Genomic DNA, 25,149 nt, shown 5'->3' with positions numbered 1-25,149 from the left:
GACGGGCTGCATTTCAGCCCGTCCGGCGTTTGAGGACACCGGGCGAAGCCCGGTCCGGGGGTGCTAGGGGGCGCAGCCCCGCTAGGAGACGGGGAGAGGGCGGGACCGGGGCCAGGCCCGCCGCAGGCGCACCCCCGCCGTGCGGCGCGGTTTCGGCCATGAGCGACACTCGCACCATGCCCACCACCCGCCCCGTCACCACCTGGTCCATGGCGCAGACCTCGCCGCAGGACCTGCGCCCGTCCCGCGTGCCGGACTCCTCGTCCGGGATCCGGATCGAACGGGCTGCCGTGCCCTCGCCCGAGTTCAGCCGCTTCCTCTACACCGCCGTGGGCGGCGACATCAGCTGGACCGACCGTCTGCCCTGGTCGTACGCGCGCTGGCAGGAGCACCTGGCCAGGCCGGGCGTGGAGACGTGGGTGGCGTACGAGCACGGGACGCCCGCCGGTTACGTGGAGCTGGACCCGCAGGACGAGGGCGTGGTGGAGATCGTCTACTTCGGCCTGCTGCCCGCCTTCCAGGGGCGCGGCATCGGCGGTCACCTGTTGTCGTGCGGCACCGCGCGGGCCTGGGACCTGGCCGAGCGGTGGCCGGGGCGGGAGGCGACGCGCCGGGTGTGGCTGCACACCTGCAGCAAGGACGGCCCGCATGCGCTCGGCAATTACGAGCGGCGCGGCTTCCGGGTGTTCGAGACCCGTACCGAGGAGGAGCCGGACGTGCCGGCTCCGGGCCCCTGGCCCGGGGCGTAGGAACACCGGCCGCAACCACCAGCCGTCCCGCCATGCGGGACGGCTTTTCTCGCCATTCGGACAACAGTGGACTGGCCGAAGAGCGTCGTGCAACGCTTCCGCCATGTCCCGAGCTGGAATAGCCTTGGTGACCCGACGTCACATCGACCTCTGCCGCATGTCCAGCGCCATGTGTCCGGCGGGCTGACAGTCACAGCGCCGCCGTTTTCACGCCCTCGTTGCCACCGCTGCCGGCGAGGCGCTTCTGCACTTCCTCCCGTTGTTCCCGTTTTCTGCCGCCGCCTTTCTCCACCTTTCCCCTGCCTTCCCGATCGGCATGTGCGGACATTTAAGGACATTTCACCATGACTGACAGCACCCCTCACCGCGCCACGGCTCCGCCCCGGCGCAAGGCCGGCCGCCACCGGGGCGAAGGCCAGTGGGCCGTCGGTCACTTCACGCCGCTCAATGCGAACGAGCAGGTCAAGAAGGACGACGACGGTCTCAATGTGCGGACACGCATTGAGACGATCTACTCCAGGACCGGCTTCCACTCCATCGACCCCGCCGACCTGCGCGGCCGGATGCGCTGGTGGGGCCTGTACACCCAGCGCAAGCCGGGGATCGACGGCGGGAAGACGGCGGTCCTCGCGCCCGAGGAGCTGGACGACGAGTACTTCATGCTGCGGGTGCGCATCGACGGCGGCCGGCTGACCACCGCCCAGCTGCGCGTCGTCGGCGAGGTCTCCCAGGAGTTCGCCCGCGGCACCGCCGACATCACCGACCGGCAGAACATCCAGTACCACTGGATCCGCATCGAGGACGTGCCGGAGATCTGGCGCCGGCTGGAGGCCGTGGGCCTGTCCACCACCGAGGCGTGCGGGGACACCCCCCGGGTGATCCTGGGCTCGCCGGTCGCGGGCATCGCCGAGGACGAGATCGTCGACGGCACCTGGGCCGTGGAGGAGATCCACCGCCGCGTCGTGGGCAACCCCGCGTTCTCCAACCTGCCGCGCAAGTTCAAGTCCGCGGTCTCCGGCTCGCCCCTGCTGGACGTGGCGCACGAGATCAACGACGTGGCCTTCGTCGGCGTGCGCCACCCCGAGCACGGCCCGGGCTTCGACGTGTGGGTGGGCGGCGGGCTGTCGACCAACCCCAGGATCGGCGAACGGCTGGGCGCCTGGGTGCCGTTGGAGGAGGTGCCGGACGTCTTCGAGGGCGTCATCGGCATTTTCCGCGACCACGGCTACCGCCGGCTGCGCAATCGAGCCCGGCTGAAGTTCCTCCTCGCCGACTGGGGTGCCGAGCGCTTCCGGCAGGTGCTGGAGGAGGAGTACCTGCACCGCAAGCTCCTCGACGGCCCGCCCCCGCCGCAGCCGCTCGCCCGCTGGCGCGACCACGTGGGGGTGCACCGGCAGCAGGACGGCCGCTTCTACGTCGGGTTCGCCCCGCGCGTCGGCCGCGTCGACGGCGCGACGCTGACGAAGATCGCCGAACTGGCCGAGAGCCACGGCTCGCAGCGCGTGCGCACCACCGCCGAACAGAAGATGATCGTGCTCGACGTGCCCGAGGACCGGGTGGAGCCGCTGGTGGCGGGCCTGGAGGCGCTGGACCTGCGGGTGAGCCCCTCGCCGTTCCGGCGCGGGACGATGGCATGCACCGGCATCGAGTTCTGCAAGCTCGCCATCGTCGAGACCAAGGCGCGCGGCGCCGCGCTCGTCGAGGAACTCGAGCGCCGGCTGCCGGAGTTCGACGAGCCGCTGACCATCAACATCAACGGCTGCCCCAACGCCTGCGCCCGCATCCAGGTCGCGGACATCGGTCTCAAGGGCCAGCTCGTGACCGACGACGCCGGCCGTCAGGTCGAGGGCTTCCAGGTGCACCTGGGCGGCGCGCTGGGCCTCGAGGCCGGCTTCGGCCGCAAGGTGCGCGGGCTGAAGGTCACCTCCGACGACCTGGCCGACTACATCGAGCGCGTGCTGCGCCGCTACCTCGGCCGGCGCGCCGACGGCGAGCGGTTCGCCCAGTGGGTGGCGCGGGCGCAGGAGGCGGATCTGTCATGAGCGAGCGCGCGGCACCCTTCTACTGCCCCTACTGCGGCGACGAGGACCTGCGCCCGGGCGAGCAGGGCCACGGCGCCTGGCAGTGCGCGGCCTGCAACCGCGCCTTCAAGCTGGCGTTCCTGGGCCTGCTCGCCCGGGGCACGGCCGGCGCGGCCCACCGGGAGGAGCGATGAGCGAGCTGCGGGAACTGGCCGAGCGGGCGGGCCGGGAACTGGAGGAGGCCCCGGCGCAGGAGATCCTGCGCTGGGCCGCCGAGACCTTCGGCGAACGGCTGTGCGTGACCGCGTCGATGGCCGACGCGGTGGTCGCCCACCTCGCCGCACGCGTCCGGCCCGGCATCGACGTGCTCTTCCTCGACACCGGCTACCACTTTCCCGAGACCATCGGCACGCGGGACGCGGTGGCCGCCGTCATGGACGTCACCGTCGTCACGCTCACTCCGCGGCAGTCCGTGGCCGAGCAGGACGCGGCGTACGGGCCCCGGCTGCACGAGCGCGACCCGGATCTGTGCTGCCGGCTGCGCAAGGTCGAGCCGCTGCGGGCGGGCCTGGCCGGCTACGACGCGTGGGCGACGGGCCTGCGCCGCGACGAGTCCCCCACCAGGGCGCACACGCCGGTGGTCGGCTGGGACGCCCGGCGGCACAAGGTCAAGGTCGCGCCCATCGCCCGCTGGACGCAGGCGGACGTCGACGCCTACGTCGCCGAGCACGGCGTCCTGGTCAACCCCTTGCTGATGGACGGCTACGCCTCCGTCGGCTGTGCCCCGTGCACCCGCCGCACGGCCGCCGGCGAGGACGTACGCGCCGGCCGCTGGTCGGGCACCGGTAAGACCGAGTGCGGGCTGCACGGATGACCGCACGGGACCACCGCACGACACGACGGGGAGATCGACGAACATGACGGGCGCCACCGTGTGGCTGACCGGCCTGCCGAGCGCGGGCAAGACGACCATCGCCCGCTCGCTCGCCGAGCGGCTGCGCGGCGAGGGACACCGGGCCGAGGTGCTCGACGGCGACGAGATCCGGGAGTTCCTCTCCGCCGGCCTCGGCTTCTCCCGCGCGGACCGGGACACCAACGTCCGCCGCATCGGCTTCGTCGCCCGGCTGCTGGCCGGGCACGGGGTGACGGTGCTCGTCCCGGTCATCGCGCCGTACGCGGATGCGCGGGAGGCCGTACGCAAACAGCACCAGGCGCACGGCACTCCGTACCTGGAGGTGCACGTGGCGACGCCGGTCGAGGTGTGCTCGGCGCGCGACGTCAAGGGGCTGTACGCGCGGCAGGCGGCCGGCGAGATCAGCGGGCTGACCGGGGTCGACGACCCCTACGAGGCGCCCGAGGCGCCGGACCTGCGCATAGCCGCGCACGAGCAGGGTGTCGGGGAGTCGGTCGCGGCGGTGCACGCGCTGCTGGTGGAGCGGGGGCTGATATGAGCATCGAGCCGATCGGGGGCGCGGGCGACACGCCGTACGCCCTGTCGCACCTGGACGCGCTGGAGTCGGAGGCGGTGCACGTCCTGCGGGAGGTGGCCGGGGAGTTCGAGCGGCCGGTGATCCTCTTCTCGGGCGGCAAGGACTCCATCGTGATGCTGCACCTCGCGCTGAAGGCGTTCGTGCCCGCGCCGGTGCCCTTCGCGCTGCTGCACGTGGACACCGGGCACAACTTCGACGAGGTCCTCGCCCACCGCGACCGCACGGTCGCCGAGCACGGGCTGCGGCTGCACGTGGCCTCGGTGCAGGACTACATCGACCGCGGCGAGCTGCGCGAGCGCCCCGACGGCACGCGCAACCCGCTGCAGACCGTGCCGCTGCTGGACGCCATCGCCCGCCACCGCTTCGACGCCGTCCTCGGTGGCGGCCGGCGGGACGAGGAGAAGGCGCGGGCCAAGGAGCGGGTGTTCTCCCTGCGCGACGAGTTCGGCGGCTGGGACCCGCGCCGCCAGCGCCCGGAGCTGTGGCAGCTGTACAACGGCCGCCACTCCCCCGGCGAGCACGTACGGGTCTTCCCGCTGTCGAACTTCACCGAGCTGGACGTGTGGCAGTACATCGCCCGCGAGCGGATCGAGCTGCCGTCGATCTACTACGCGCACGAGCGCGAGGTCTTCGCCCGCGACGGCATGTGGCTGGCCCCCGGCGCGTGGGGCGGCCCGCGGGACGGAGAGCGCCTGGAGAGACGGCGGGTGCGCTACCGCACGGTCGGCGACATGTCGTGCACCGGGGCCGTCGACTCCGAGGCGGCCACCGTCGAGGCCGTCATCACCGAGATCGCCGCCTCCCGGCTCACCGAACGGGGTGCGACCCGGGCCGACGACAAGCTGTCGGAGGCCGCGATGGAGGACCGCAAGCGCGAGGGGTACTTCTAGCCATGAGCACACTGTCCGACACCGGCGCACCGGCCTCGCTGCTGCGCTTCGCCACCGCCGGCTCCGTCGACGACGGCAAGTCCACCCTGGTGGGGCGGCTGCTGCACGACTCCCGGTCGGTGCTCGCCGACCAGCTGGAGGCCGTCGAACACGCCTCGCGCAGCCGCGGCCACGACGCCGTGGACCTGGCACTGCTGACCGACGGGCTGCGCGCCGAGCGCGAGCAGGGCATCACCATCGACGTGGCCCACCGCTACTTCGCCACCGCCCGCCGCCGCTTCGTGCTCGCCGACACCCCCGGGCACGTGCAGTACACGCGCAACATGGTCACCGGTGCCTCCACCGCGGAGCTGGCCCTGGTGCTCGTCGACGCCCGCAACGGCGTGGTCGAGCAGACCCGCCGGCACGCCGCGGTCGCCGCCCTGCTGCGGGTGCCGCACGTGGTGCTGGCCGTCAACAAGATGGACCTCGTCGGCTACGAGGAGGCCGCGTTCGCGAAGATCGCCGAGGAGTTCGGCGCGTACGCCGCCTCGCTCGGGGTGCCGGAGGTGACCGCGATCCCCATCTCGGCGCTCGCCGGCGACAACGTGGTCCATCCTTCCGCGCACATGGACTGGTACGGCGGCCCCACCGTGCTGGAGCACCTGGAGTCGGTCCCCGTGGTCGCCGACCCCTCCGCGGAGCCCGCGCGCTTCCCCGTGCAGTACGTCATCCGCCCGCAAAGCGCCGAACACCGCGACTACCGCGGCTACGCCGGCCAGATCGCCGCCGGCGTGCTGCGCACCGGCGATGCGGTCACCGTGCTCCCCTCGGGCCGTACGACGACGGTCGCCGGCATCGACGCGCTGGGCCACCCCGTGGACATCGCCTGGGCACCGCAGTCGGTCACCGTGCGCCTGGCAGACGACCTCGACGTCGCGCGCGGCGACCTCATCGCGCCGGCGGCCGCCGCGCCCGCCGTGACCCGCGACGTCGAGGCCACCGTGTGCCACCTGGCCGACCGGCCGCTGCGCCCGGGCGACCGGGTGCTGCTCAAGCACACCACCCGGACCGTCAAGGCGGTGGTCAAGGCCGTGCCCTCCCGGCTGACCCTGGAGGACCTCTCCGACCACCCCGACCCCGGCGAGCTGCGCTCGAACGACATCGGGCGCGTGGTGCTGCGCACCGCAGAACCGCTGGCGCTGGACGCGTACGCCGACTCGCGGCGCACCGGCTCCTTCCTGCTGATCGACCCGGCCGACGGCACCACGCTCACCGCCGGCATGGCCGGTGCGGCCTTCGCGTCGCCCGCGGCCGCGGGCACGGCCGCCGACGACGAGGGCTGGGACTTCTGACGATGCACGGACGGGGGGCGGACGTCCTCGCGGCGTTCACGGACGTCTTCGCGACGTTCCACAAGGAGGGCGGCCGCATCGGCAGCGGCTCGCTCGGCAGCGGCCAGGGCGGGGTCGGGCGATGTGCGTGCTGCGGCGCGCCGCGCCGCTGACCCCCGCCCCTGCGGGTCGCCCGCTTGTCGTCCCCCACCGCCGGACCCACCCGACGAGAGGATGTCCCCTCGTGTCCGCTGCCCCCCACCGCCGGCTGCTGCCGGCACTCGCCGCCGTCCCCCTGCTCCTGACCGCGCTCGGCGCCTGCGGCTACGGCTCCGCCAAGGACTCCGGCACCGCGGCCGGATCCGGCGCCGCCGGTGCGCAGAAGCTCTCCACCGGCACCGTGCGCCTGGGCTACTTCCCCAACATCACCCACGCCACGCCGCTCGTCGGCGAACAGGAAGGGATCCTCCAGAAGGAGCTGGGCGGCACCAAGGTGCGCTCGACGACGTTCAACGCCGGCCCCTCCGAGATCGAGGCGCTCAACGCCGGCTCGATCGACATCGGCTGGATCGGCCCGTCGCCGGCGATCAACGGCTACGTCAAGTCGGGCGGAAAGAACCTGCGGATCGTCGCCGGGTCGGCCTCGGGCGGGGTGAAGCTGGTGGTCGACCCCAAGAAGATCGGCTCGCCGGAGGACGTCAAGGGCAAGCGGATCGCCACCCCGCAGAAGGGCAACACCCAGGACGTGGCGTTCCTCAACTGGGCCGCCGGACAGGGCTGGAAGATCGACCCGCAGAGCGGCAAGGGGGACGTCTCGGTCGTCCGTACGGACAACAAGGTCGTGCCCGACGCCTTCACGTCCGGCTCCGTCGACGGCGCGTGGGTGCCGGAGCCGACGGCCTCGAAGCTGGTCTCCGAGGGTGGCAAGGTGCTGCTGGACGAGAGCACGCTGTGGCCGGACCGGAAGTTCGTGATCACCAATGTGATCGTCTCGCAGAAGTTCCTCGACGCGCACCCGGACGTGGTGGAGGCCGTGCTGCGCGGATCCGTGAAGACGAACGCCTGGATCGCCGCCCACCCGGAGCAGGCCAAGGCGTCGGCGAACGCGGCGCTGAAGCGGCTGAGCGGCAAGGGGCTGCCCGCCGAGGTGCTCGACCCGGCCTGGCAGTCGCTGGCCACCACCGACGACCCGCTGGCCGCCACCCTGCGGGCGGAGGCGGACCACGCCGTCACCGCCGGCCTGCTCGACAAGCCGGATCTGACCGGCATCTACGACCTGACCCTGCTCAACAAGGTGCTCAAGGCACAGGGCCGGCCCGCGGTCGACGCGGCCGGGCTCGGAAAGCAGTGATCCCGTGCACGCGGCAGTAGGGGCGCGCATGCCCGTCCGCACACCAGGAGGTGACCGGATGACCCCGGCGCTGACCACCGGCACACCGGAGCCGGCCGTCGTCGACGACGGCGCACCGGCGGCCGTCCGCATCGACCATGTCCGCAAGAGCTTCGGCCACGGGGGCCGCGGCCGCACCGGCGGGGACGTCCCCGTGCTGGAGGACATCACCCTCGACGTCCGCCCCGGCGAATTCGTGTGCCTGCTCGGGGCGTCCGGCTGCGGCAAGTCGACGCTGCTCAACCTGGTCGCCGGCCTGGACCGGCCCAGCGGCGGCAGCATCCGCGTGCCCGGCGGCCGGCCGGCGCTGATGTTCCAGGAGCACGCGCTGTTCCCGTGGCTGACCGCCGGCCGCAACGTCGAACTCGCCCTGCGGCTGCGCGGGGTGCCCCGGGCCGACCGCCGCCCCGAGGCCGAGCGGCTGCTGCAGCTCGTCCGGCTGGGCGACGCGTACGGCAAGCGGGTGCACGAGCTGTCCGGCGGGATGCGCCAGCGCGTGGCCCTCGCCCGGGCGCTGGCGCAGGACAGCCGGGTGCTGCTGATGGACGAGCCGTTCGCGGCGCTCGACGCCATCACCCGCGACGTGCTGCACCACGAACTGACCCGCATCTGGTCGGAGACGAACGTGTCGGTGCTGTTCGTCACCCACAACGTGCGCGAGGCCGTGCGCCTGGGCCAGCGGGTGGTGCTGCTCTCCTCCCGGCCGGGCCGGGTGGTGCGCGAGTGGACGGTGGACATCCCGCAGCCGCGCCGCATCGAGGACGCGGCGGTGGCCGAGCTCTCCGTCGAGATCACCGAGGAGCTGCGAAGGGAGATCCGCCGCCATGGCCGCCAGCAGTAAGGCCCCGGGCACCACCGCCGAGCCGGACGTCGCCGGCCTGGAGGCGGGCCTGGACGCCCTGGACACCGTCCAGGTCCGCCGCATCCCCCTGCGCCAGGTGCTGCTGGGCAAGGTGCTGCCGCCGGTGGTGGCGGTGGTGCTGGTGCTCGTGGTGTGGAAGCTGCTGGTGCTGGCTCACGTCACCGACGACTACAAACTGCCCGACCCCGGCGCCGTCTGGCACAGCCTGCGCGCCCTGTGGCTGAACGGCACGCTCCTCGGCATCATCTGGACCAGCGTCTCGCGCGGCCTGCTGGGCTTCGCCGCCGCCCTGGCGCTCGGCACCCCGCTGGGGCTGCTGGTGGCCAGGGTGCCGGTGGTACGGGCCGCCCTGGGACCCGTCCTCTCCGGGCTGCAGTCGCTGCCCTCGGTCGCCTGGGTGCCCGCCGCCGTCATCTGGCTGGGCATCACCGACTCCGCGATGTACGCGGTGATCCTGCTCGGCGCGGTGCCCTCCATCGCCAACGGCCTGGTCTCCGGCATCGACCAGGTGCCGCCGCTGTACCTGCGGGCCGGCCGCACCCTGGGCGCCACCGGACTGCGCGGGGCGCGCCACGTACTGCTGCCGGCCGCCCTGCCCGGCTACATCGCCGGGCTCAAGCAGGGCTGGGCCTTCTCCTGGCGGTCGCTGATGGCGGCCGAACTCATCGCCTCCTCCCCCGATCTGGGGCTGGGCCTGGGGCAGTACCTGGAGAACGCCCGCACCGACTCCGACATGCCGGGGGTGCTGCTGGGCATCGCGCTCATCCTGTTCGTGGGCATCGCCATCGACCTCGCCGTCTTCAGCCCCCTGGAGCGGCGGGTCCTGCGCGGCCGCGGGCTGGCGGCGGCGCGGTGACGAGAGGTCCGGCGACGAGACATCCGGCGACGAGGCGCCCGGTGCTGGTGCTCGTCGCCCACGGCAGCCGCGATGCCCGGCACGCGGCCACCGTCCGGGCGCTGCGCCGCCGCGTCGCGGCGCGGCGGCCGGGGCTGCGGGTCGAGGTGGGCTTCCTCGACTTCTGCGCCCCGCCGGTGGGCCGGGTGCTCGAAGACCTCGCGGCGCAGGGCGTACGGGAGGCGGTCGCGCTGCCCCTGCTGCTGACCCGCGCCTTCCACGCCCGGACCGACGTCCCCTCCGCCCTGGCCCCGGCGGCCGCCCGGCTGCCGCAGCTGACGGTGCGCCAGGCGGACGTCCTGGGCCCCTCCGCCCTGCTGACCGCCGCCCTGGAGCGGCGGCTGCACGAGGCCGGGGCCGGCCTGGCACCCGGCGCACGACGCTCGACCGGGGTCGTCCTGGCCTCGGCGGGCTCCACCGACCCGGAGGCGAACGCGGTGATCGCAGAAATCGCGCGGGAGTGGCGGCGAACCGGTCGATGGTTCGCCGTGCGGCCCGCGTTCGCCTCCGCCCGCTCCCCCCGGACCGAGGACGCCGTCCGCGCCCTGCGCGCGTCCGGCGCCCGCCGGGTGGCCGTGGCGCCCTACGTCCTGGCCCCCGGCCTGCTGCCGGACCGCATCGCCGCGGGCGCCCGGGCCGCGGGGGCCGACGTCCTGGCGGACGTCCTGGGCCCGGCGCCCGAAGTCGCCGACCTGGTGCTGCGCCGCTACGACCGCGCAGCGACGGCCGCACCGGGCCCCGTAAGGGGCGCGGGGAACTGCGCGATCGGCCACTGACGGCCCGCAGTCGACGATCTGCAGGTGCGTCGTGGCTTGTCGCGCCCACGCGGCGGAGCCGCAAATCAACACTGCCCCGCGCCCCTACGGGGCGCCCGCTTACGGGGCGCCCGCACCGCGTAGCCGCTCGGCCTGGCTGCGGCCCACCTCCGTGCCGCGGGCGAGGTAGTCGCCGATGAGGGCGAGCTGCTCGTCGCTGTAGCGCTCGAGGACGTCGCGGAACGCCGTCCCCGGAACCTCCCAGGCGTTCCCGATGCGCTCCGCCGCCCCGGGGGCCATGGCCACCAGCGCGCGGCGGCGGTCGGCCGGATCGGTACGGCGCTCGACCAGCCCGGCCCTGGCCAGGCGGTCGACGAGCCGGGTGGCCGAGCCGGGTGTCAGCCCGGTGAGCCGGGCGACCTCGCCGGTGGTCAGGGGGCCGGACGCCAGGTCGAGCAGGCTGATGCACTGCAGATCGGTGGGGTGCAGACCGAGGTGGTCGGCGAGGGCCTGGTTGAACAGGGTCCACGCGGCGTAGTGCCGGCGGCTCTCGTCGGCGATCCGTCCCAGCAGTTCCGCCCGTTCGGTCACCTGGAATCCATCCTTCCGGGTCGCTTCTCGGATAAATACTTGCGTGGCGCAATATGAGCGCCGCACAATCTTTGGCATGACGATTCTAGTGACCGGAAGCCGCGGCCGCGTCGGCCGCACCCTCATCGACCTCCTCCACGACCGCGGCCTCGCCGTGCGCGCCGTCTCCCGCAAGCCCGAGGAGCTCCAGCTGCCCGACGGCGTCGAGCGGGCCCGCCTCTCCCTCGACGAACCGCAGACCTTCGCCGACGCACTGCGCGGCGTCACCGCCGTCTTCCTCTACGCGGAGCCCTCCCACATCGACGTCTTCCTCAAGGAAGCCGTCGCCGCGGGCGTCCAGCACATCGTGCTGCTCTCCTCCACCACCGTCCTCGCCCCCGGCGCCGCGACCGACCCCATCGGCCGCCACCACTGGGAAGCCGAACAGGCCCTCATCGCCGCCCCCGTGACGGCGACCCTCCTGCGCCCGGGCTCCTTCGCCACCAACGCCCTCGGCTGGGCCCCCGCCATCGCCGCCGGCAGCCCGCTGCGCCTGCCGTACCCCGACGCCCACACCGACCCCATCCACGAGAAGGACATCGCCGAGGCCGCCCTGGCCGCTCTGACCGACCCCCGCCCCGTGGGCGGCGCGTACGAGCTGTCGGGCCCCGAGTCCCTCACCTTCCGCCAGCAGGCCGAGGCCATCGGCCGGGCCACGGGCCGGGACGTCACGATCGAAACCGTGACGCCGCAGGAGTGGAAGCAGGACGTGTCCGCCTTCATGCCGGGCGCGTTCGCGGACGCCCTGCTGGACGCCTGGGCGGCCGGGGTCGGCCACCCCCAGCCCGTACGCCCCGGCGTCCAGCAGCTGACGGGCCACCCGGCCCGCTCCTTCGCGAGCTGGGCCGAGGACCACGCGGCGGACTTCACGGCTGCCGGCTGAGCAGCGCCAGAAGGTTGGCGACGGCGGAGAGAAGGGCGGCCAGGTCGGAGAGGGAGCAGGCGGGCTCGCCGTCCTTCCGCGCCGTCACGACGACTGCGGTGAGAAGAACGACTGCTGCAATCAGGTTCGCTGTCATGAAGCGAACTTCGCCGATCATGCGTTCGCCGGCGTTCGCGCGTACGAAGATGAACGCATGAGTGAGGCTCTGGCCCAATTGGCAGCCCGGCTGCGCCTGTTGCGCATGGAGAAGAAGCTGACGTACGTGGCACTGGAGCGCCGCTCGGGCCTGGGCCACACCACCGTCAGCCAGGCCCTCAACGGCCGCAAGGTGCCCACGGAGGCCACCTTGGTGTCCCTGGCGAAGGCGCTCGGCGCCGACGCCGGCGCCCTGATGGTGCTGCGGGACCGGGCGGCCGCGGAGGCGGCCCCGGTCGCCGCCCGGCAACCGAGCGACGAGGACGCGGCGTTCGAGGAGCGCTACCACGACTACATCGTCGAGCGGCACAGCCGCCTGACCATCGTGGGCCTCGACCTCCAGGGCCCCCAGGCCGCCTGCTGGCCCCTGGACACCGCCTACCTCAGCCTGGAACTGGCCGTCCGCCGGGACGGGCCCGAGGCCTTCGAGGGCCACGGCCCCGGCACCGTCGTCGAACGAGCCGAACAGGCCCTCGCCGGCAGGCAGCGCACCCTCGTGCGCGGCCTGGCCGGCAGCGGCAAGACCACACTCCTGCAATGGCTCGCCGTCATCGCCGCCCGCGGCAACCCGCCCGAGCCCCTGGCCCACCTGCGCGGCCTGATCCCCTTCGTCCTCCCCCTGCGCACGCTCGACCTGCAGAGCGCACTGCCGAGCTCGCACCGCTTCCTGGAGGCCACGCGCAGCGCCCTCGCCTCGTCCCAGCCCCTCGGCTGGGCGGACCGGGTCCTGGCCGCCGGACGCGGCCTGATCCTCGTCGACGGCATCGACGAGGTACCGGGACACCGGCGCGAGCAGACGCGGGAGTGGCTGCGCGACCTGCTGGCCGCCTACCCCCGCTCGCACTTCATGGTCACGACCCGCCCCTCGGCCGTCCCCGAGCGCTGGCTGGACGGCTCCGGCTTCACGGAACTGACCGTACGGCCGATGAACCGCAAGGACGTCTTCGTCTTCGCCCGCCGCTGGCACGCGGCGGCCGGAGCCGGATCCGCACTCGAAGACCGCTTCAAGGACGCGGTACGCGCCCAGCCGGCGCTCGCCCAACTGGCCACCACGCCCCTGATGTGCGCGCTGATGTGCGCCCTCCACCGCGACCGCCACGGCCACCTGCCGCGCAGCCGCACGGAACTGTACGAGGCGGCACTGGCGATGCTGCTGGTACGACGCGACGACGAGCGCGGCATAGAAGCCCCGGAGGGCATCAGCCTCACGTACCCGGAGGCGGTGCAACTGCTGCAGCGGCTGGCGTACTGGCTCATTCGCAACGGGCAGGCGGCGATGGACGTGCGCGACGCGCTGACCGTCATGCAGGAGGCCCTGCCGTCGATGGCGTCGGTGGCCCGGCAGGGCAACCCGGAACAGGTGCTCCGGCACCTGCTGACCCGCAGCGGCCTGCTACGGCAGCCGTCGGCCGACACCATCGACTTCGTGCACCGCACGTTCCAGGACTACCTGGGCGCGAAGGCGGCGGTGGAGGCCCGCGACCTGGGGGTCCTGGCCGGCCACGCCCACGACGACCAGTGGGAAGACGTCATCCGCATGGCCGTCGCCCACGCGCGCCCGGCGGAACGCGCCACGCTGCTGCGTCGCGTCATCGCCCGCGGCGACCGCACGGCCAAGCACGGCACGCGGCTGCACCTGCTGGCGATGGCCTGCCTGGAACAGGCGACGGAGCTGGACCCGGAGGTCCGGGCGGCGGTGGAGCAACGCGGGGCGGCGCTGCTGCCGCCGCGCAGCTCGCGCGAGGCGGAACAACTGGCCCGGGTGGGCCCGGTGGTGCTCGGGCTGCTGCCGGGGCCGGAGGGGCTGGAGGAGGACGAGGCAGTGGCCGTCGTCGAGACGGCCAGCGCCGTAGGCGGAGATGCTGCATTGGCTTTACTCAAGCGGTACCGCATGGTTCCCGGTGTGGCCCGCTTTCTGGCCGATGCGAGGAGTTCCTTCGACGCGCGGGAATTCGCAGAAGAAATCCTGGAGCACCTGCCGGCGAACTGCCGCGTCGTGGTCAGGGACCACGACGCCCTGCACCTGCTTCCCCGTCTTCCGCAGAAGTCCTGGATCGGTTTCGCCGGTGATTTCTCGGCCGACGAGATGGTCCACGCGACCACCCCCGCCGAAGTGCAGAGGCTCGAGATATTCAGCAACACCCGCTTGGACGAGCTCGACTTCCTTCGACAGTTCGACGCCCTGCAGGAACTCATCCTGTCATCGACACCACTGGTTCAGGATCTGGGGCCGCTCGACGGGAGCGCTCTCAAGCACCTGCGTCTATGGCATCCGGCCGGCCGTCTCCTCGGTACGCTCAGCGAGCTGCCCGCCTTGGAGCGGCTCAGTCTGAACCCGCCTTTTCAGCACTTCGAGGCAGGCCTGCTCCCCCGCCTACCGGCGCTCCGAGGACTGCACATCACCAGCAGCAGCCTTGCTGACGGCCCACAGTTCAGGGGAATCTCCGAGCTCACTGGCCTTACTTCCCTGACGGTCCCTGCATGGGGCATTCCTGAGCCGGCACGGGAAGAACTCACCGCTCTGCCCTCCCTGTCGGCACTGGACATCCTGGATCAGGACGCACTCCGTCTCGAAGCGAGCCCTCCCTTACCGGCCATACGGCAACTGACGCTGACCTGGCCCAGGGGACTCACGTCGGTCGAGCCGATCGTCAAGGTTTTCCCTGGCCTCCAGGAACTGGAGATCATCTACTACGAGGCGGCCACCAAACCCTCCGGCGCCACCCTCGACCTCACCCCCCTCGCCGGCACCGCCGGCCTCCGCATCACCGTCCGCAACGCGCACCGCGTCACCGGCCTCGACCGCTTCCCGCCCGGGGCGGTGACCCTCTCGCCCCGCCCCCGCCCCTGAGCTACGCCGTCTCCGCCGCCGTACCGACCCCCAGGGCGACGAGCACGCCGCCCGTCACAAGCTCCAGGTTGCGGTTGACGCGCGGGCGGCGCAGCCATGTCAGGGCTCGGGTGGCGCCGAGGGTCACCAGGAGGAGCCACGCCGCCGCGATGACCGCGTCCAACACGCCGAAGAGCAGCGTCGGCGCGAGCAGGGACGAGGAGTCGTCCGGCAGGAACTGGGGGACGACGGCCACGAAGAAGACGCCCACCTTGGGGTTGAGCAGGCAGCTCATCAGGCCCTGGCGGAAGGCGCCGGTCACCTCGGGAGCCGGCTCCGGCTCCGGCATCCGCGGCGCAGTGGCTCGCCGCTGGGCCCACAGGGCCTGCGCGCCGAGGAAAACGAGGTAGGCGGCCCCCGCGAGGCGGACGACCGTGAAGGCCGCTTCCCAGCGTTGGAGCGCGGCCGCCAGGCCGAGGGCCGCGGCGACGCCCCAGGCCAGGGAGCCGATCGCGGCGCCGAGGGCCGTGGTGGCACCGGCCCTGCGGCCGCCGCGCAGGCAGTTGCGCAGGACGAGCAGCGTGTCGGGGCCGGGGGCCATGGTCACCAGGAGGGAGAAGAGCGTGAAGCCGATGATCGCACTTGCCATACCTGTCGAGCGTAGCGGCCGCCGCACCCCGTGGGGGTTGGGTACGGCGGCCGATGGGGAGCGACCGTACCAGGGGGCCGGGCGGGCCCGGGGCGCGACGACCCGCGCACCCGCCCGGCAGAACCGTTTCGGCCATCCTGCTGTGCCGCAGCCGCCCCGTCCGGGGGACACTGGGTCAGGCACCTGTACGAAAGGCGGACGTGGGACCGGTGGAGACGGCGGAGACTTCGGCATGCACGGAACCGTTCACGGAACAGCGGGCCCGCGAATTGCTCGCGGCGTCCGGCGCCCCCCTTCCGGCGGCGGAGGCGACACTGCTCTCCCTCGGCGAGAACGCGGTCTTCGCGTCCGGCGGGCTCGTGGCCAAGGTGGGCCGGGACGCTTCGTTGCAGGAGCGGGCGGAGCGCGAGGTCCGTATCGCCTCCTGGCTGACGGAGTGCGGCGTCCCGGCGGTACGGGCCGCGGAGCCGGACGTCCGGGTGGCCGGCGGGCACCCGGTGACCGTGTGGCACCGGGTGCCGGCGGCCGGGCGTCCCGCGGATCCGGCCGATCTGGCGCAGTTGCTGCGCCAGGTGCACGCCCTGCCGGCGCCGGACTTCGCTCTTCCGCACCGTGACCTGCTGGGCGGGGTCGAGCGGTGGCTGCGGCTGGCCGGGGACGCGATCGATCCGGCCGACGCCGACTACCTGCGCGAGCGCCGCGACGGCTTCGCCTCGGCGGCGGCCGCGCTCGTGCCGCATCTGCCGCCGGGTCCGATCCACGGCGACGCGCTGCCGCGCAACGTGCACGTGGGCCCGGACGGGCCGGTGCTGGTCGACCTGGAGACGTTCGCCACGGATCTGCGCGAGCACGACCTGGTGGTGATGGCGCTCAGCCACGACCGCTACGGCCTGGGCGCGGACGCGTACCACTCCTTCGTGCACACCTACGGCTGGGACGTGCGCGAGTGGGAGGGGTGCGCGGTGCTGCGCGGGGCGCGGGAGACGGCGAGCTGTGCCTGGGTCGCCCAGCATGCGCCGGGCAATCCGGCGGCCCGGGTGGAGTTCGACCGCCGGGTCGCCTCGCTGCGGGAGGGCGACCCGACGGTGCGCTGGTATCCCTTCTAGGGCAGGCTGCCGCCGCGTGGGCGCGACGGGCCATCGACGGCCCGCAGCCGACACGCCGCCGCGGGGCCCGGGCGAAGGACGGCACTTCATCCGCGGGCGCTTCGTGGCGCGTCGCGCCCGCGCGGCGGCGCCGCAGATCGACGCTGCCCCGCGCCCCTACCGGGGCACCGTGGCGGCGGTGAGTCCCCCGGGCCGGCGTACGGGCCATTGGGGGTCGACGACGGCGTCCGCGCCGGCGCCGCCCTGGCGGCGCAGCCAGCGCTGGTAGCCGTCGGCCCACTGGGCGTACCACTCCACCTGGGCGCGGTGCAGCTCCCACGGCGCGTACCGGGCGGTGCGCGCATGGCGTACGGCTATGGCGCGGGCGACGCGCACCGCGGCCAGGGCGTCGGCTCCGGCCTCGTGCGCCGACTCCAGCTCCACCCCGTACTCCCGGCAGACCGCTTCGAGGGTGCGCCGGCCCTTGCGGTAGCGGTCGACGGCCCGGTCGATGGTGTAGGGGTCGACGACGGGCCCGGCCTCGCCGCCGAGCCGCTCGGCGAGCGGGGGCAGGGCGTGCCGGCGCAGCTCGGCTTCGAGCAGGGTGAGGTCGAAGGAGGCGTTGTAGGCGACGACGGGTGTGCCGGCGCGCCAGTGGGCGGTCAGGGCGGCGGCGACCTCCTCGACCACGTCGGGTGCGGGGCGGCCCTGGGCGCGGGCCCGCTCGCTGGTGATGCCGTGGATGGCCGCGGCCTCGTCCGGTATGGCGACGCCCGGGTCGGCCAGCCACAGCCGGCGGTCCGTCACCTGCCCGCCGTGGGTGTGGACCACGGCCGCGGTGACGATGCGGGCGTGCTGCGGGTCGGTGCCGGTGGTCTCCAGGTCGAAGCCGACGAGCGGCCCCTCGTGCCAGGGCATGTGTGTCCCCCTTCGGTGGTGCTTCCCCCGTTTGGTGCACCAGCCTCGCACGGGCCACTGACAACGCGGGCGCGCGCCCGCCGCCGGCGGCCCGCCGCGTCGGTCAGGAGACGGGCCGGGAGTCCTCCCAGACGCTCTCGAACTCCTCGCGGTAGGTGGCGAAGAGCCCGCCGTCGTCGTCGGCCGGCCGGCCGTCGCGCAGCAGGTTCCGTCCGTTGCCGCCGCGCAGGACGAGCACCGGTGACTCCATGCCGCGCGCCTTGCGCAGGTAGGACTGCACCACGGCGAGCCCGTCGGGGCCGTCGCCGTTGACGAGGTAGGCGGTGAAGCGGGGGGTCTCGTCGAAGACGCGGATCTCGAAGGAGGAGGGGTCGCGCAGGGCGGCGCGCACCCGCCGCATGTGGATGATGTTCATCTCCACCGAGCGGCTCATCTCGCCCTTCTTGATGCCCAGTTCCCGCTCGCGGCGGCGCACGGCGCTGCTGGCGGGGTTGAGGAAGAGCAGCCGGGTGCGGCAGCCGGACTCGGCCAGGCGCACCAGGCGGCGGCCGGAGTAGTTCTGGACGAGCAGGTTCAGTCCTATGCCGACGGCGTCGAGGCGGCGGGCGCTGCCGAAGAGGTCCTCGACGGGCAGCTGGCGCTGCAGGCGGACCCGGTCGGGGTGGACGCCGACGACGTCGGCGTAGCGGTCGCCGACGAGGTCCTCGACGGCGTCGACGGGCAGCCGGTCGGCGGAGTGGGCGCCCGTGCCGTGGGCGCTGCCGAGGATGGCCAGCAGCCGGGCCGAGGCGCGCTCGGCCTGGTCGAGGACGGCGCGGGAGAGGGCGCGGTTGCGGGAGACGACGTTGCGGGCGACCTCGAGCTCGTCCAGCGCCAGTTCCAGCTCGCGCCGGTCGTCGAGGTAGGGCTCGAAGCAGGGCCAGTGCTGGACCAGCAGCTCGCGCAGCTGGGGCAGGGTGAGGAAGGACAGGACGTTGTCGTCGGCCGGGTCGAGGAGGTAGCCCTTGCGGCGGCTGACCTCGCGCACGGCGACGGCGCGCTGGACCCACTCCTGGCCGGCGGGCCCGGCCGCGGCGACGACCCACTCCTCCTCGCCGTGCACCGGCTCGTAGACCGGGCGCAGCACGGCGGCGACGACGGCGCGCAGCCGCTGTTCGACGAGGTTGAGCCAGATGTAGGCGCGCCCGGCCCGGCGGGCGCGGGTGCGCACCTCGTCCCAGGCCGTGGTGTCCCAGTCCAGTTCCGCCCCGATTTCCCTCGGGCGGGTCAGGGACACCACGCCCGGTGGTGTGTCGGTGGGGCCGTCCTCGTCCGGAGTGTCGTCTCCGGGGGGCAGCTCCAGCCCGCCCGAGCTCACGTGCGCACCGCCTTCCGCCCCCGTTGTCGATGGTCAAGCCCGTTGTCGATGATCAAGGCAGACTACTGTGCGCCCGGGAGGCGGTGCATCCGCTCGCGCCCCGGCTTCCGGCCAACTCGGCCGTCCGAGGTGCGGGTTGTCCGCGGGTGCTGCGGGGTGACGTGAGCTGATTCATAGCCAGAAGTGTGGTGGTGCGCAGCCGGAGCGGCCGCGCCGGGACGGGTGCGGCGACGCTTTTGCCGAAGATCTGCGGAAAGCGGCCGCGGGGGTGGAAGACTCACTGCATGCAGGTCTGGCCGGGACAGGCTTATCCACTGGGCGCCACGTACGACGGCGCCGGGACCAATTTCGCGGTGTTCTCCGAGGCCGCGGAGCGGATCGAGTTGTGTCTGCTGCACGAGGACGGCTCGGAGACGGCGGTGGAGCTGAAGGAGTCCGACGCCTTCGTGCGCCACGCGTACCTGCCGGGGGTGATGCCGGGGCAGCGGTACGGCTTCCGGGCGCACGGCCCGTACGAGCCGGGGCGCGGGCAGCGCTGCAACTCCGCGAAGCTGCTGCTGGACCCGTACGCGAAGGCGGTCAGCGGCGCGGTGGACTGGGGCGAGGCGGTGTACGGCTACCGGTTCGGGCGGCCGGAGAAGCGCAACGACATGGACTCGGCGCCGCACATGATGACGTCCGTGGTGGTCAATCCGTACTTCGACTGGGGGGACGACCGTCCGCCGCGCACGGACTACCACCGCACGGTGCTCTACGAGGCCCACGTCAAGGGCCTGACGATGCTTCACCCGGCGCTGCCGCAGGAGGTGCGGGGCACCTATGCGGCGCTGACGCATCCGGCGGTGATCGAGCACCTGACGGAGCTGGGGGTGACGGCGCTCGAACTGATGCCGGTGCATCAGTTCGTCAACGACCACCGGCTGGTGGACGCGGGGCTGTCCAACTACTGGGGTTACAACACGATCGGCTTCTTCGCCCCGCACAATGCCTACGCCTCCTGGGGCGACCGGGGGCAGCAGGTGCTGGAGTTCAAGTCGGCGGTGCGGGCGCTGCACGAGGCGGGCATCGAGGTGATCCTCGACGTGGTGTACAACCACACGGCGGAGGGGAACCACCTGGGGCCGACCCTGTCCTTCCGGGGGCTGGACAACGCCTCGTACTACCGGCTGGCGGACGACCCGCGGTACTACATGGACACCACCGGCACCGGGAACTCGCTGCTGATGCGCAGCCCCCATGTGCTGCAGCTCATCATGGACTCGCTGCGCTACTGGGTGACCGAGATGCGGGTGGACGGCTTCCGCTTCGATCTGGCGGCGACGCTGGCCCGGCAGTTCCACGAGGTGGACCGGCTGTCGTCGTTCTTCGACCTGGTGCAGCAGGATCCGGTGGTCAGCCAGGTGAAGCTGATCGCCGAGCCGTGGGACGTGGGCGAGGGCGGCTACCAGGTGGGCAATTTCCCGCCGCTGTGGACCGAGTGGAACGGCAAGTTCCGGGACACCGTGCGGGACCTGTGGCGCGGCGAGCCGGCCACCCTCGCGGAGTTCGGCTCGCGGCTGACCGGCTCCTCCGACCTCTACCAGGACGACGGCCGGCGCCCGCTGGCCTCCGTCAACTTCGTCACCTGCCACGACGGCTTCACCCTGCACGACCTGGTCTCGTACAACGACAAGCACAACGAGGCCAACGGCGAGAACAACCAGGACGGCGAGGGCTACAACCGCTCCTGGAACTGCGGCGTCGAGGGTCCCACCGACGACCCGGAGGTGCTCGCCCTGCGCGAGCGGCAGATGCGCAACTTCATCGCCACCCTGATGGTCTCCCAGGGCGTGCCCATGCTCAGCCACGGCGACGAGTTCGCCCGTACCCAGCACGGCAACAACAACGCCTACTGCCAGGACAGCGAGCTGTCGTGGGTGCACTGGCCCGACCCGCAGGACGGGGCGGACGCGCTGGCGCGGCGGATGCTGGAGTTCACCCGGGCCATGGTGCGCCTGCGCCGGGAGCACCCCGTCTTCCGGCGCCGCCGCTTCTTCCACGGCCGGCCGGCCCAGGGCACCCACGACGATCTGTCCGACATCGCCTGGTTCACCCCGGACGGGGAGGAGATGCGGGACGGCGACTGGCAGGTCGCCCACGCCCGGTCCCTGACGGTCTTCCTCAACGGCGGGGCCATCTCCGAGCCCGGACCGCGCGGCGAGCCCATCCTGGACGACTCCTTCCTGCTGATGTTCAACGCGCACGACCAGCCGCTCGACTTCACCGCCCCCGTCGACCACGGCCGGCAGTGGCAGATCGTCGTCGACACCGCCCGCGCCGACGCAACCGCCCCCGGCCCCAAGGTGCAGGCCGGCGACCGGCTGAGCGTCACCGGGCGCAGCCTGGTGATCCTGCAGCGCCCGGCCTGAGCGGTGCCCGATGCGGGTACACACGTTCTTGTGAAGCGGAAGAGCTGGGCACCACCGACGGCCACCTACCGGCTGCAGCTGCAGCCGGCCTTCCCCTTCGCGGCGGCCGAACGGGCCGTGCCGCGGATCGCCGGGCTGGGCGTCTCCCACCTGCACCTCTCCCCCGTCCTGGAGGCCGTCCCCGGCTCCACCCACGGGTACGACGTCGTCGACCACACGCGGGTGCGCGAGGAGCTCGGCGGCGAGGAGGGGCTGCGCGCCCTGGCCCGCACCGCCCGGGAGCACGGGCTGGGCCTGGTGGTGGACATCGTGCCCAACCACATGGCCGTGCCCGCCCCCGAGCACCTCAACGGCCCCCTGTGGCAGGTGCTGCGCGACGGGCCCGCCTCCCCCTACGCCCGCTGGTTCGACATCGACTGGGCCGAGCACGGCGGCAAGGTGCTGCTGCCGGTCCTCGCCGGGCGGCTCGGCGAGGAGCTGGAGCACTTCACCGTCGGTGACGACGGCGTGCTGCGACACGGCGAGCACGCCTTCCCCCTGCGGCCGGGCACCGAGCGTCTTCCCCTGCCCGAGCTGCTCGACGCCCAGTGGTACCGGCCCGCCTGGTGGCGGCTGGGCCGCACCGAGCTGAACTACCGGCGGTTCTTCACCGTCTCCGGCCTCATCGCCGTCCGCGTCGAGGACCCCGACGTCTTCGCCGCCACCCACGCCACCGTGCTGCGCCTGCTGCGGGAGGACGTCGTCGACGGGCTGCGCGTCGACCACCCCGACGGGCTCGCCGACCCGGCCGGCTACCTCGCCCGGCTCGACGACGCCACCGGCGGCCGGTGGACGGTCGTGGAGAAGATCCTCGCCCACGACGAGCACCTGCCGGCCGGCTGGCCCGTCGCCGGCACCACCGGCTACGACGCCCTGCGCCACCTCGACGGGCTGTTCACCGATCCCGAGGGCGCCCGCGCCCTCGCCACCGCCTACCGCTCCTTCACCGCCTGCCCGCCCGACCGGGGCGGCGACTGGGCCGCCACCGTACGGCGTGCCGCCCACCGGGTGATCACCCACGAGCTCGCCGCCGAGGCCGAACGGCTCGTGCGCACCGCAGTGCGCCTGTGCGAGAGCGACCACCGGCTGCGCGACCACGCCCCCTGGGCGATACGCACCGCCCTGCGCGAGATCCTCGTCCGCCTGCCGGTCTACCGGCCCTACGCCCTGCCCGGCCGGCCCCCGGCCCCTGCCGACGCCGCCCTGCTGGAGGCGGCCGCGCAGGGGGCCCGCGGCGCCTTCGGCGTCCCGGAGGAGGCCGGCGCCGTCGAACTCGTGCGCGACGCCGCCCTCGGCCGTCTCGGCGACGGCCCCGACCAGCGCGACTTCTGCGCCCGTTTCGCCCAGACCGCCTCGGCCCTGCGCGCCAAGTCCGTCGAGGACACCGCCTTCTACCGCTACGTGCCGCTGCTCTCCGCCAACGAGGTCGGCGGCAGCCCCGACCGCCCCGCCGTCGCCCCCGAGGAGTTCCACGCCTTCTGCACCCGGCTGCAGCACGACTGGCCGGCCACCGCAACGGTGCTGACCACCCACGACACCAAGCGCAGCGCGGACGTGCGCGCCCGCATCGCCGCGCTCACCGCCCACCCGCAGCAGTGGGCACAGCTGATGGAACGCCTGTGGTCCGAGATCCCCGGCCCCGACCCGCATGTGGCCTGGACCGCCTGGCAGACCGCCTTCGGGCTGGGCACCGGGGATGCGGAGCGGCTGGTTCCGGCCGTACTGAAGAGCGTGCGCGAGGCGGCCCTGCTGACGACGTGGACGGAACCGGACGCGGCGTACGAGGAGGCAGTGCGCACCTTCGTCACCACCGGCCCCGGCGGCCCCGCCCACGCCGAGCTCACCCCCCTGGCCCGGGCGGCCGCACCGGCGGTACGGGCCCACGTGCTGGGGGCGACGCTGCTGCACCTGACAATGCCGGGGGTGCCGGACGTGTACATGGGCACCGAGCGCGTGTACGCGGCGCTCGTCGACCCGGACAACCGGCGACCGCCACGGTTCGACGGGACGGCGGAGGGCCTGTCCGCGGAGAAGCTGTACCTGACCCGCACGGCCCTGCGGCTGCGCCGGGCACACCCGCAGTGGTTCGGCCCGGAGGCGACGTACGAGCCCCTGCCGTCACCGCAGCACGTGGTGGCGTTCGCCCGGGCGGGAGCGGTGATCGCGGCGGCGGTGCGGCTGCCGCACCGGGCGGGTGCGGGGGAAACGGTCCTTCCGCTGCCGGGGGGGCAGTGGCGGGACGTGCTGAGCGGGCGTACACACGAGGGCTCGATCCGGCTGGACGATTCGGTGGCGTTGCTGGTGCGGGGCGGGTAGCCCTGCGGGCGGCCGGGACGTCAGCTCGTGAACTCCGCCGTGACTCCGAGGCCGCACAGGACGAATTCCCCGATGACGGGCCGACCGGAGCCCTCGGCATGGACGAGCGAGGTCAACGTGACCGGGATGGCGCCGATGACGGTCCAGGTCACCGCCGGGGAGAGCGTCTCGTCGAGCAGAGCGACCGTCACGTCCTTCTTCTCGACGCTGCTCCCGCTGATGGAGCTGATCCAGTCGTAGAGGGCCTGGTAGCCGTCGGCCGAGCCGTGCCGCAGCGAGACCTCGGGGAACTTTCTCCGGCCGGGCACCACGAACCGGTCACCCGACCCCTCCTCGATTTCGACGGTGCCGTAGCTGATCTCCAGGCCGGAGACGCTGCAGAAAAGGTGGTGCTGCCCGTCGATGGAGACCCGGTAACGGAAGGCGGGCACGGACATGGGGACTCCTCGTGTCAGCCGGACACACGGCAAGGTCACTGCACCCCCGGACGACCCTACCGACAACCTCAGCCCGTCGCAGGGACCTCTCCTGCGCACAGGCGGACGAACTCCGCCGCCGCCCCCGTCAGCTCCACCCGTGTGAACGCCGCCAGCTCGCGGCGCCATGCGGGGTCGACCGGCACCGTCGCCGTGCCCGGCGTCGTGGCCGCCAGGTGTGTCGGGGCCGCGACGATGCCGACGCCGGCCGCCGCCATGCGGACCGCCGTCGAGGAGTGCTCGGTCTCCAGCGCGGTCCGCGGCGCGAAACCGGCCCGCGCGCACACCACGTCCAGCCAGCGCCGTCCCTCCACCAGGGGTTCGAGGGCGCAGCGCACCCACAGGCGGTCGGCGAGGGCGGGGAGGGGGACGGGGTGCGGGCGCCTGGTCAGGGGGTCGTCGGCGGAGGTGACGACGACGATGCGCTCCTCGCCGACCGGGACGACCGGGCCGGGCCAGTCCTGCGGCCGGGGGCCGACGGCGACGTCGGCGACGCCGCGTTCGACGCCGTCGCGCAGGTCGTCGGGGGTCACGTACTCGTGCAGGTGCAGCCGTACGCCCGGGACCTCGCGCCCCCAGCGCGCCAGGACCGGCGGCAGGACGCCGACGGCCAGCGCGTGCAGCGTGGCGACGTGCAGTTCGCCGCCCTCGGCGCCGGCGGCGGCGCGGGCGGCGCGCCTGGCCTGGCCGGCGCTGCGGACGGCGCGTTCGGCGTGGGGGAGGTAGGCGCGGCCCATGGGGGTCGGCCGGACGCCGTGGGCGAGGCGTTCCAGCAGCGGTCCGCCGGTCTCGCGTTCGAGTGCCTTGATCTGGTGGGAGAGCGCGGACTGACTGACGTTCAGACGCTCGGCGGCCCGGGTGAAGGACTGCTCCTCGACCACCGTGACGAGGTATTCCATCTGCCGCAGGCTCACCGCAGGCCCCCCATGAACAGCCTTCATCGAACCAATCGAAACATTGCGTTGGACTCATGATCCCCGACGGCCGGAGGGTGAGGG

The 25,149-nt window shown here is 73.3% G+C and carries 26 protein-coding genes; 18 read left to right on the top strand and 8 right to left on the bottom strand.

The annotated features are described in order from the left end of the window. The first annotated feature begins 158 nt into the window (after positions 1-158). Both ABD361_RS05915 and ABD361_RS05910 read left to right on the top strand, forming a co-directional pair. Positions 159-749, top strand: a complete 591-nt coding sequence (locus ABD361_RS05915) for a GNAT family N-acetyltransferase (RefSeq protein WP_344433660.1) — start codon at positions 159-161, stop codon at positions 747-749. Beyond that, positions 649-936, top strand: coding sequence for a putative leader peptide (locus ABD361_RS05910; protein WP_344433658.1), 288 nt, complete (start codon positions 649-651; stop codon positions 934-936). The genes ABD361_RS05915 and ABD361_RS05910 overlap by 101 nt, the downstream gene beginning before the upstream one ends. 3 nt (positions 937-939) lie before the next feature. Here the strand turns inward: ABD361_RS05910 and ABD361_RS05905 are convergent, their stop codons facing one another. After that, the gene (locus ABD361_RS05905) at positions 940-1,077 is read right to left on the bottom strand and encodes a hypothetical protein (protein WP_344433656.1); all 138 of its coding nucleotides are present in this window, start codon (positions 1,075-1,077) and stop codon (positions 940-942) included. 16 nt (positions 1,078-1,093) lie between these two features. Here ABD361_RS05905 and ABD361_RS05900 point away from each other — a divergent pair, with 16 nt between their 5' ends. The 11 genes from ABD361_RS05900 to ABD361_RS05850 all read left to right on the top strand — a co-directional run bounded on the left by ABD361_RS05900 (position 1,094) and on the right by ABD361_RS05850 (position 10,386). Further along, positions 1,094-2,791, top strand: a complete 1,698-nt coding sequence (locus tag ABD361_RS05900; RefSeq protein WP_344433654.1) for a nitrite/sulfite reductase — start codon at positions 1,094-1,096, stop codon at positions 2,789-2,791. Further along, the gene (locus ABD361_RS05895; RefSeq protein WP_344433653.1) at positions 2,788-2,964 is read left to right on the top strand and encodes a hypothetical protein; all 177 of its coding nucleotides are present in this window, start codon (positions 2,788-2,790) and stop codon (positions 2,962-2,964) included. Before ABD361_RS05900 ends, ABD361_RS05895 begins: the two co-directional genes overlap by 4 nt. Continuing rightward, on the top strand, positions 2,961-3,644 hold the full coding sequence (locus ABD361_RS05890; protein ID WP_344433652.1) for a phosphoadenylyl-sulfate reductase: 684 nt from the start codon (positions 2,961-2,963) through the stop codon (positions 3,642-3,644). The genes ABD361_RS05895 and ABD361_RS05890 overlap by 4 nt, the downstream gene beginning before the upstream one ends. Before the next feature lie 43 nt (positions 3,645-3,687). Then, positions 3,688-4,221 (top strand): adenylyl-sulfate kinase, encoded by a 534-nt coding sequence (gene cysC, locus ABD361_RS05885; RefSeq protein WP_344433651.1) that lies wholly within the window; start codon positions 3,688-3,690, stop codon positions 4,219-4,221. Continuing rightward, complete coding sequence (cysD, locus tag ABD361_RS05880) at positions 4,218-5,150, top strand: sulfate adenylyltransferase subunit CysD (protein ID WP_344433650.1); 933 nt, start codon at positions 4,218-4,220, stop codon at positions 5,148-5,150. Before cysC ends, cysD begins: the two co-directional genes overlap by 4 nt. 2 nt (positions 5,151-5,152) lie before the next feature. Beyond that, positions 5,153-6,484, top strand: coding sequence for a sulfate adenylyltransferase subunit 1 (locus ABD361_RS05875; protein ID WP_344433649.1), 1,332 nt, complete (start codon positions 5,153-5,155; stop codon positions 6,482-6,484). 2 nt (positions 6,485-6,486) lie between these two features. Beyond that, positions 6,487-6,636: a hypothetical protein gene (locus tag ABD361_RS05870; protein ID WP_344433679.1), complete on the top strand. Its 150-nt coding sequence runs from the start codon at positions 6,487-6,489 to the stop codon at positions 6,634-6,636. A gap of 71 nt (positions 6,637-6,707) precedes the next feature. After that, positions 6,708-7,814, top strand: coding sequence for an aliphatic sulfonate ABC transporter substrate-binding protein (locus ABD361_RS05865; protein ID WP_344433648.1), 1,107 nt, complete (start codon positions 6,708-6,710; stop codon positions 7,812-7,814). 58 nt (positions 7,815-7,872) lie between these two features. Beyond that, a complete protein-coding gene (locus tag ABD361_RS05860) occupies positions 7,873-8,694 on the top strand; it encodes an ABC transporter ATP-binding protein (RefSeq protein ID WP_344433646.1) in 822 nt (273 codons plus the stop codon). Continuing rightward, complete coding sequence (locus tag ABD361_RS05855; protein ID WP_344433645.1) at positions 8,678-9,571, top strand: ABC transporter permease; 894 nt, start codon at positions 8,678-8,680, stop codon at positions 9,569-9,571. The genes ABD361_RS05860 and ABD361_RS05855 overlap by 17 nt, the downstream gene beginning before the upstream one ends. A gap of 41 nt (positions 9,572-9,612) precedes the next feature. Further along, the gene (locus tag ABD361_RS05850) at positions 9,613-10,386 is read left to right on the top strand and encodes a sirohydrochlorin chelatase (protein WP_344433644.1); all 774 of its coding nucleotides are present in this window, start codon (positions 9,613-9,615) and stop codon (positions 10,384-10,386) included. Positions 10,387-10,485: 99 nt separating this feature from the next. On the opposite strand, the gene ABD361_RS05845 is transcribed toward ABD361_RS05850, so the two are convergent. Beyond that, on the bottom strand, positions 10,486-10,956 hold the full coding sequence (locus ABD361_RS05845) for a MarR family winged helix-turn-helix transcriptional regulator (protein ID WP_344433643.1): 471 nt from the start codon (positions 10,954-10,956) through the stop codon (positions 10,486-10,488). 76 nt (positions 10,957-11,032) lie between these two features. On the opposite strand from ABD361_RS05845, the gene ABD361_RS05840 reads away from it, so the two are divergent. Further along, positions 11,033-11,878 carry an SDR family oxidoreductase gene (locus ABD361_RS05840; RefSeq protein WP_344433642.1) on the top strand — a complete coding sequence of 282 codons (846 nt, stop codon included), beginning with the start codon at positions 11,033-11,035 and terminating at the stop codon, positions 11,876-11,878. On the opposite strand, the gene ABD361_RS05835 is transcribed toward ABD361_RS05840, so the two are convergent. Beyond that, positions 11,862-12,014 (bottom strand): hypothetical protein, encoded by a 153-nt coding sequence (locus ABD361_RS05835; protein ID WP_344433641.1) that lies wholly within the window; start codon positions 12,012-12,014, stop codon positions 11,862-11,864. The genes ABD361_RS05840 and ABD361_RS05835 overlap by 17 nt on opposite strands. 57 nt (positions 12,015-12,071) lie before the next feature. Here ABD361_RS05835 and ABD361_RS05830 point away from each other — a divergent pair, with 57 nt between their 5' ends. Continuing rightward, complete coding sequence (locus ABD361_RS05830; RefSeq protein WP_344433640.1) at positions 12,072-14,924, top strand: NACHT domain-containing protein; 2,853 nt, start codon at positions 12,072-12,074, stop codon at positions 14,922-14,924. A gap of 1 nt (position 14,925) precedes the next feature. Here ABD361_RS05830 and ABD361_RS05825 read toward each other — a convergent pair whose 3' ends face one another. Further along, complete coding sequence (locus ABD361_RS05825) at positions 14,926-15,552, bottom strand: LysE family translocator (protein ID WP_344433639.1); 627 nt, start codon at positions 15,550-15,552, stop codon at positions 14,926-14,928. Positions 15,553-15,752: 200 nt separating this feature from the next. Here ABD361_RS05825 and ABD361_RS05820 point away from each other — a divergent pair, with 200 nt between their 5' ends. Further along, a complete protein-coding gene (locus ABD361_RS05820) occupies positions 15,753-16,658 on the top strand; it encodes a phosphotransferase enzyme family protein (protein WP_344433638.1) in 906 nt (301 codons plus the stop codon). Between the two features lie 156 nt (positions 16,659-16,814). Here ABD361_RS05820 and ABD361_RS05815 read toward each other — a convergent pair whose 3' ends face one another. Beyond that, positions 16,815-17,555: a 3'-5' exonuclease gene (locus ABD361_RS05815; protein ID WP_344433637.1), complete on the bottom strand. Its 741-nt coding sequence runs from the start codon at positions 17,553-17,555 to the stop codon at positions 16,815-16,817. A 103-nt stretch (positions 17,556-17,658) separates the two neighbouring features. Beyond that, positions 17,659-18,912, bottom strand: a complete 1,254-nt coding sequence (locus tag ABD361_RS05810; protein WP_344433636.1) for an SAV2148 family HEPN domain-containing protein — start codon at positions 18,910-18,912, stop codon at positions 17,659-17,661. Positions 18,913-19,196: 284 nt separating this feature from the next. Here ABD361_RS05810 and glgX point away from each other — a divergent pair, with 284 nt between their 5' ends. Both glgX and treY read left to right on the top strand, forming a co-directional pair. After that, positions 19,197-21,320 carry a glycogen debranching protein GlgX gene (gene glgX, locus ABD361_RS05805; RefSeq protein WP_344433635.1) on the top strand — a complete coding sequence of 708 codons (2,124 nt, stop codon included), beginning with the start codon at positions 19,197-19,199 and terminating at the stop codon, positions 21,318-21,320. A gap of 30 nt (positions 21,321-21,350) precedes the next feature. Continuing rightward, the gene (treY, locus tag ABD361_RS05800; RefSeq protein WP_344433634.1) at positions 21,351-23,675 is read left to right on the top strand and encodes a malto-oligosyltrehalose synthase; all 2,325 of its coding nucleotides are present in this window, start codon (positions 21,351-21,353) and stop codon (positions 23,673-23,675) included. 20 nt (positions 23,676-23,695) lie between these two features. Here treY and ABD361_RS05795 read toward each other — a convergent pair whose 3' ends face one another. Beyond that, on the bottom strand, positions 23,696-24,112 hold the full coding sequence (locus tag ABD361_RS05795) for a phage tail protein (RefSeq protein ID WP_344433633.1): 417 nt from the start codon (positions 24,110-24,112) through the stop codon (positions 23,696-23,698). Positions 24,113-24,180: 68 nt separating this feature from the next. After that, complete coding sequence (locus ABD361_RS05790) at positions 24,181-25,065, bottom strand: LysR family transcriptional regulator (RefSeq protein ID WP_344433632.1); 885 nt, start codon at positions 25,063-25,065, stop codon at positions 24,181-24,183. Positions 25,066-25,149: the final 84 nt, after the last annotated feature.

Source organism: Streptomyces luteosporeus (genome assembly GCF_039532865.1).
GTDB lineage: Bacteria > Actinomycetota > Actinomycetes > Streptomycetales > Streptomycetaceae > Streptomyces > Streptomyces luteosporeus.
This window is presented reverse-complemented; position numbering and strand designations above follow the sequence as displayed.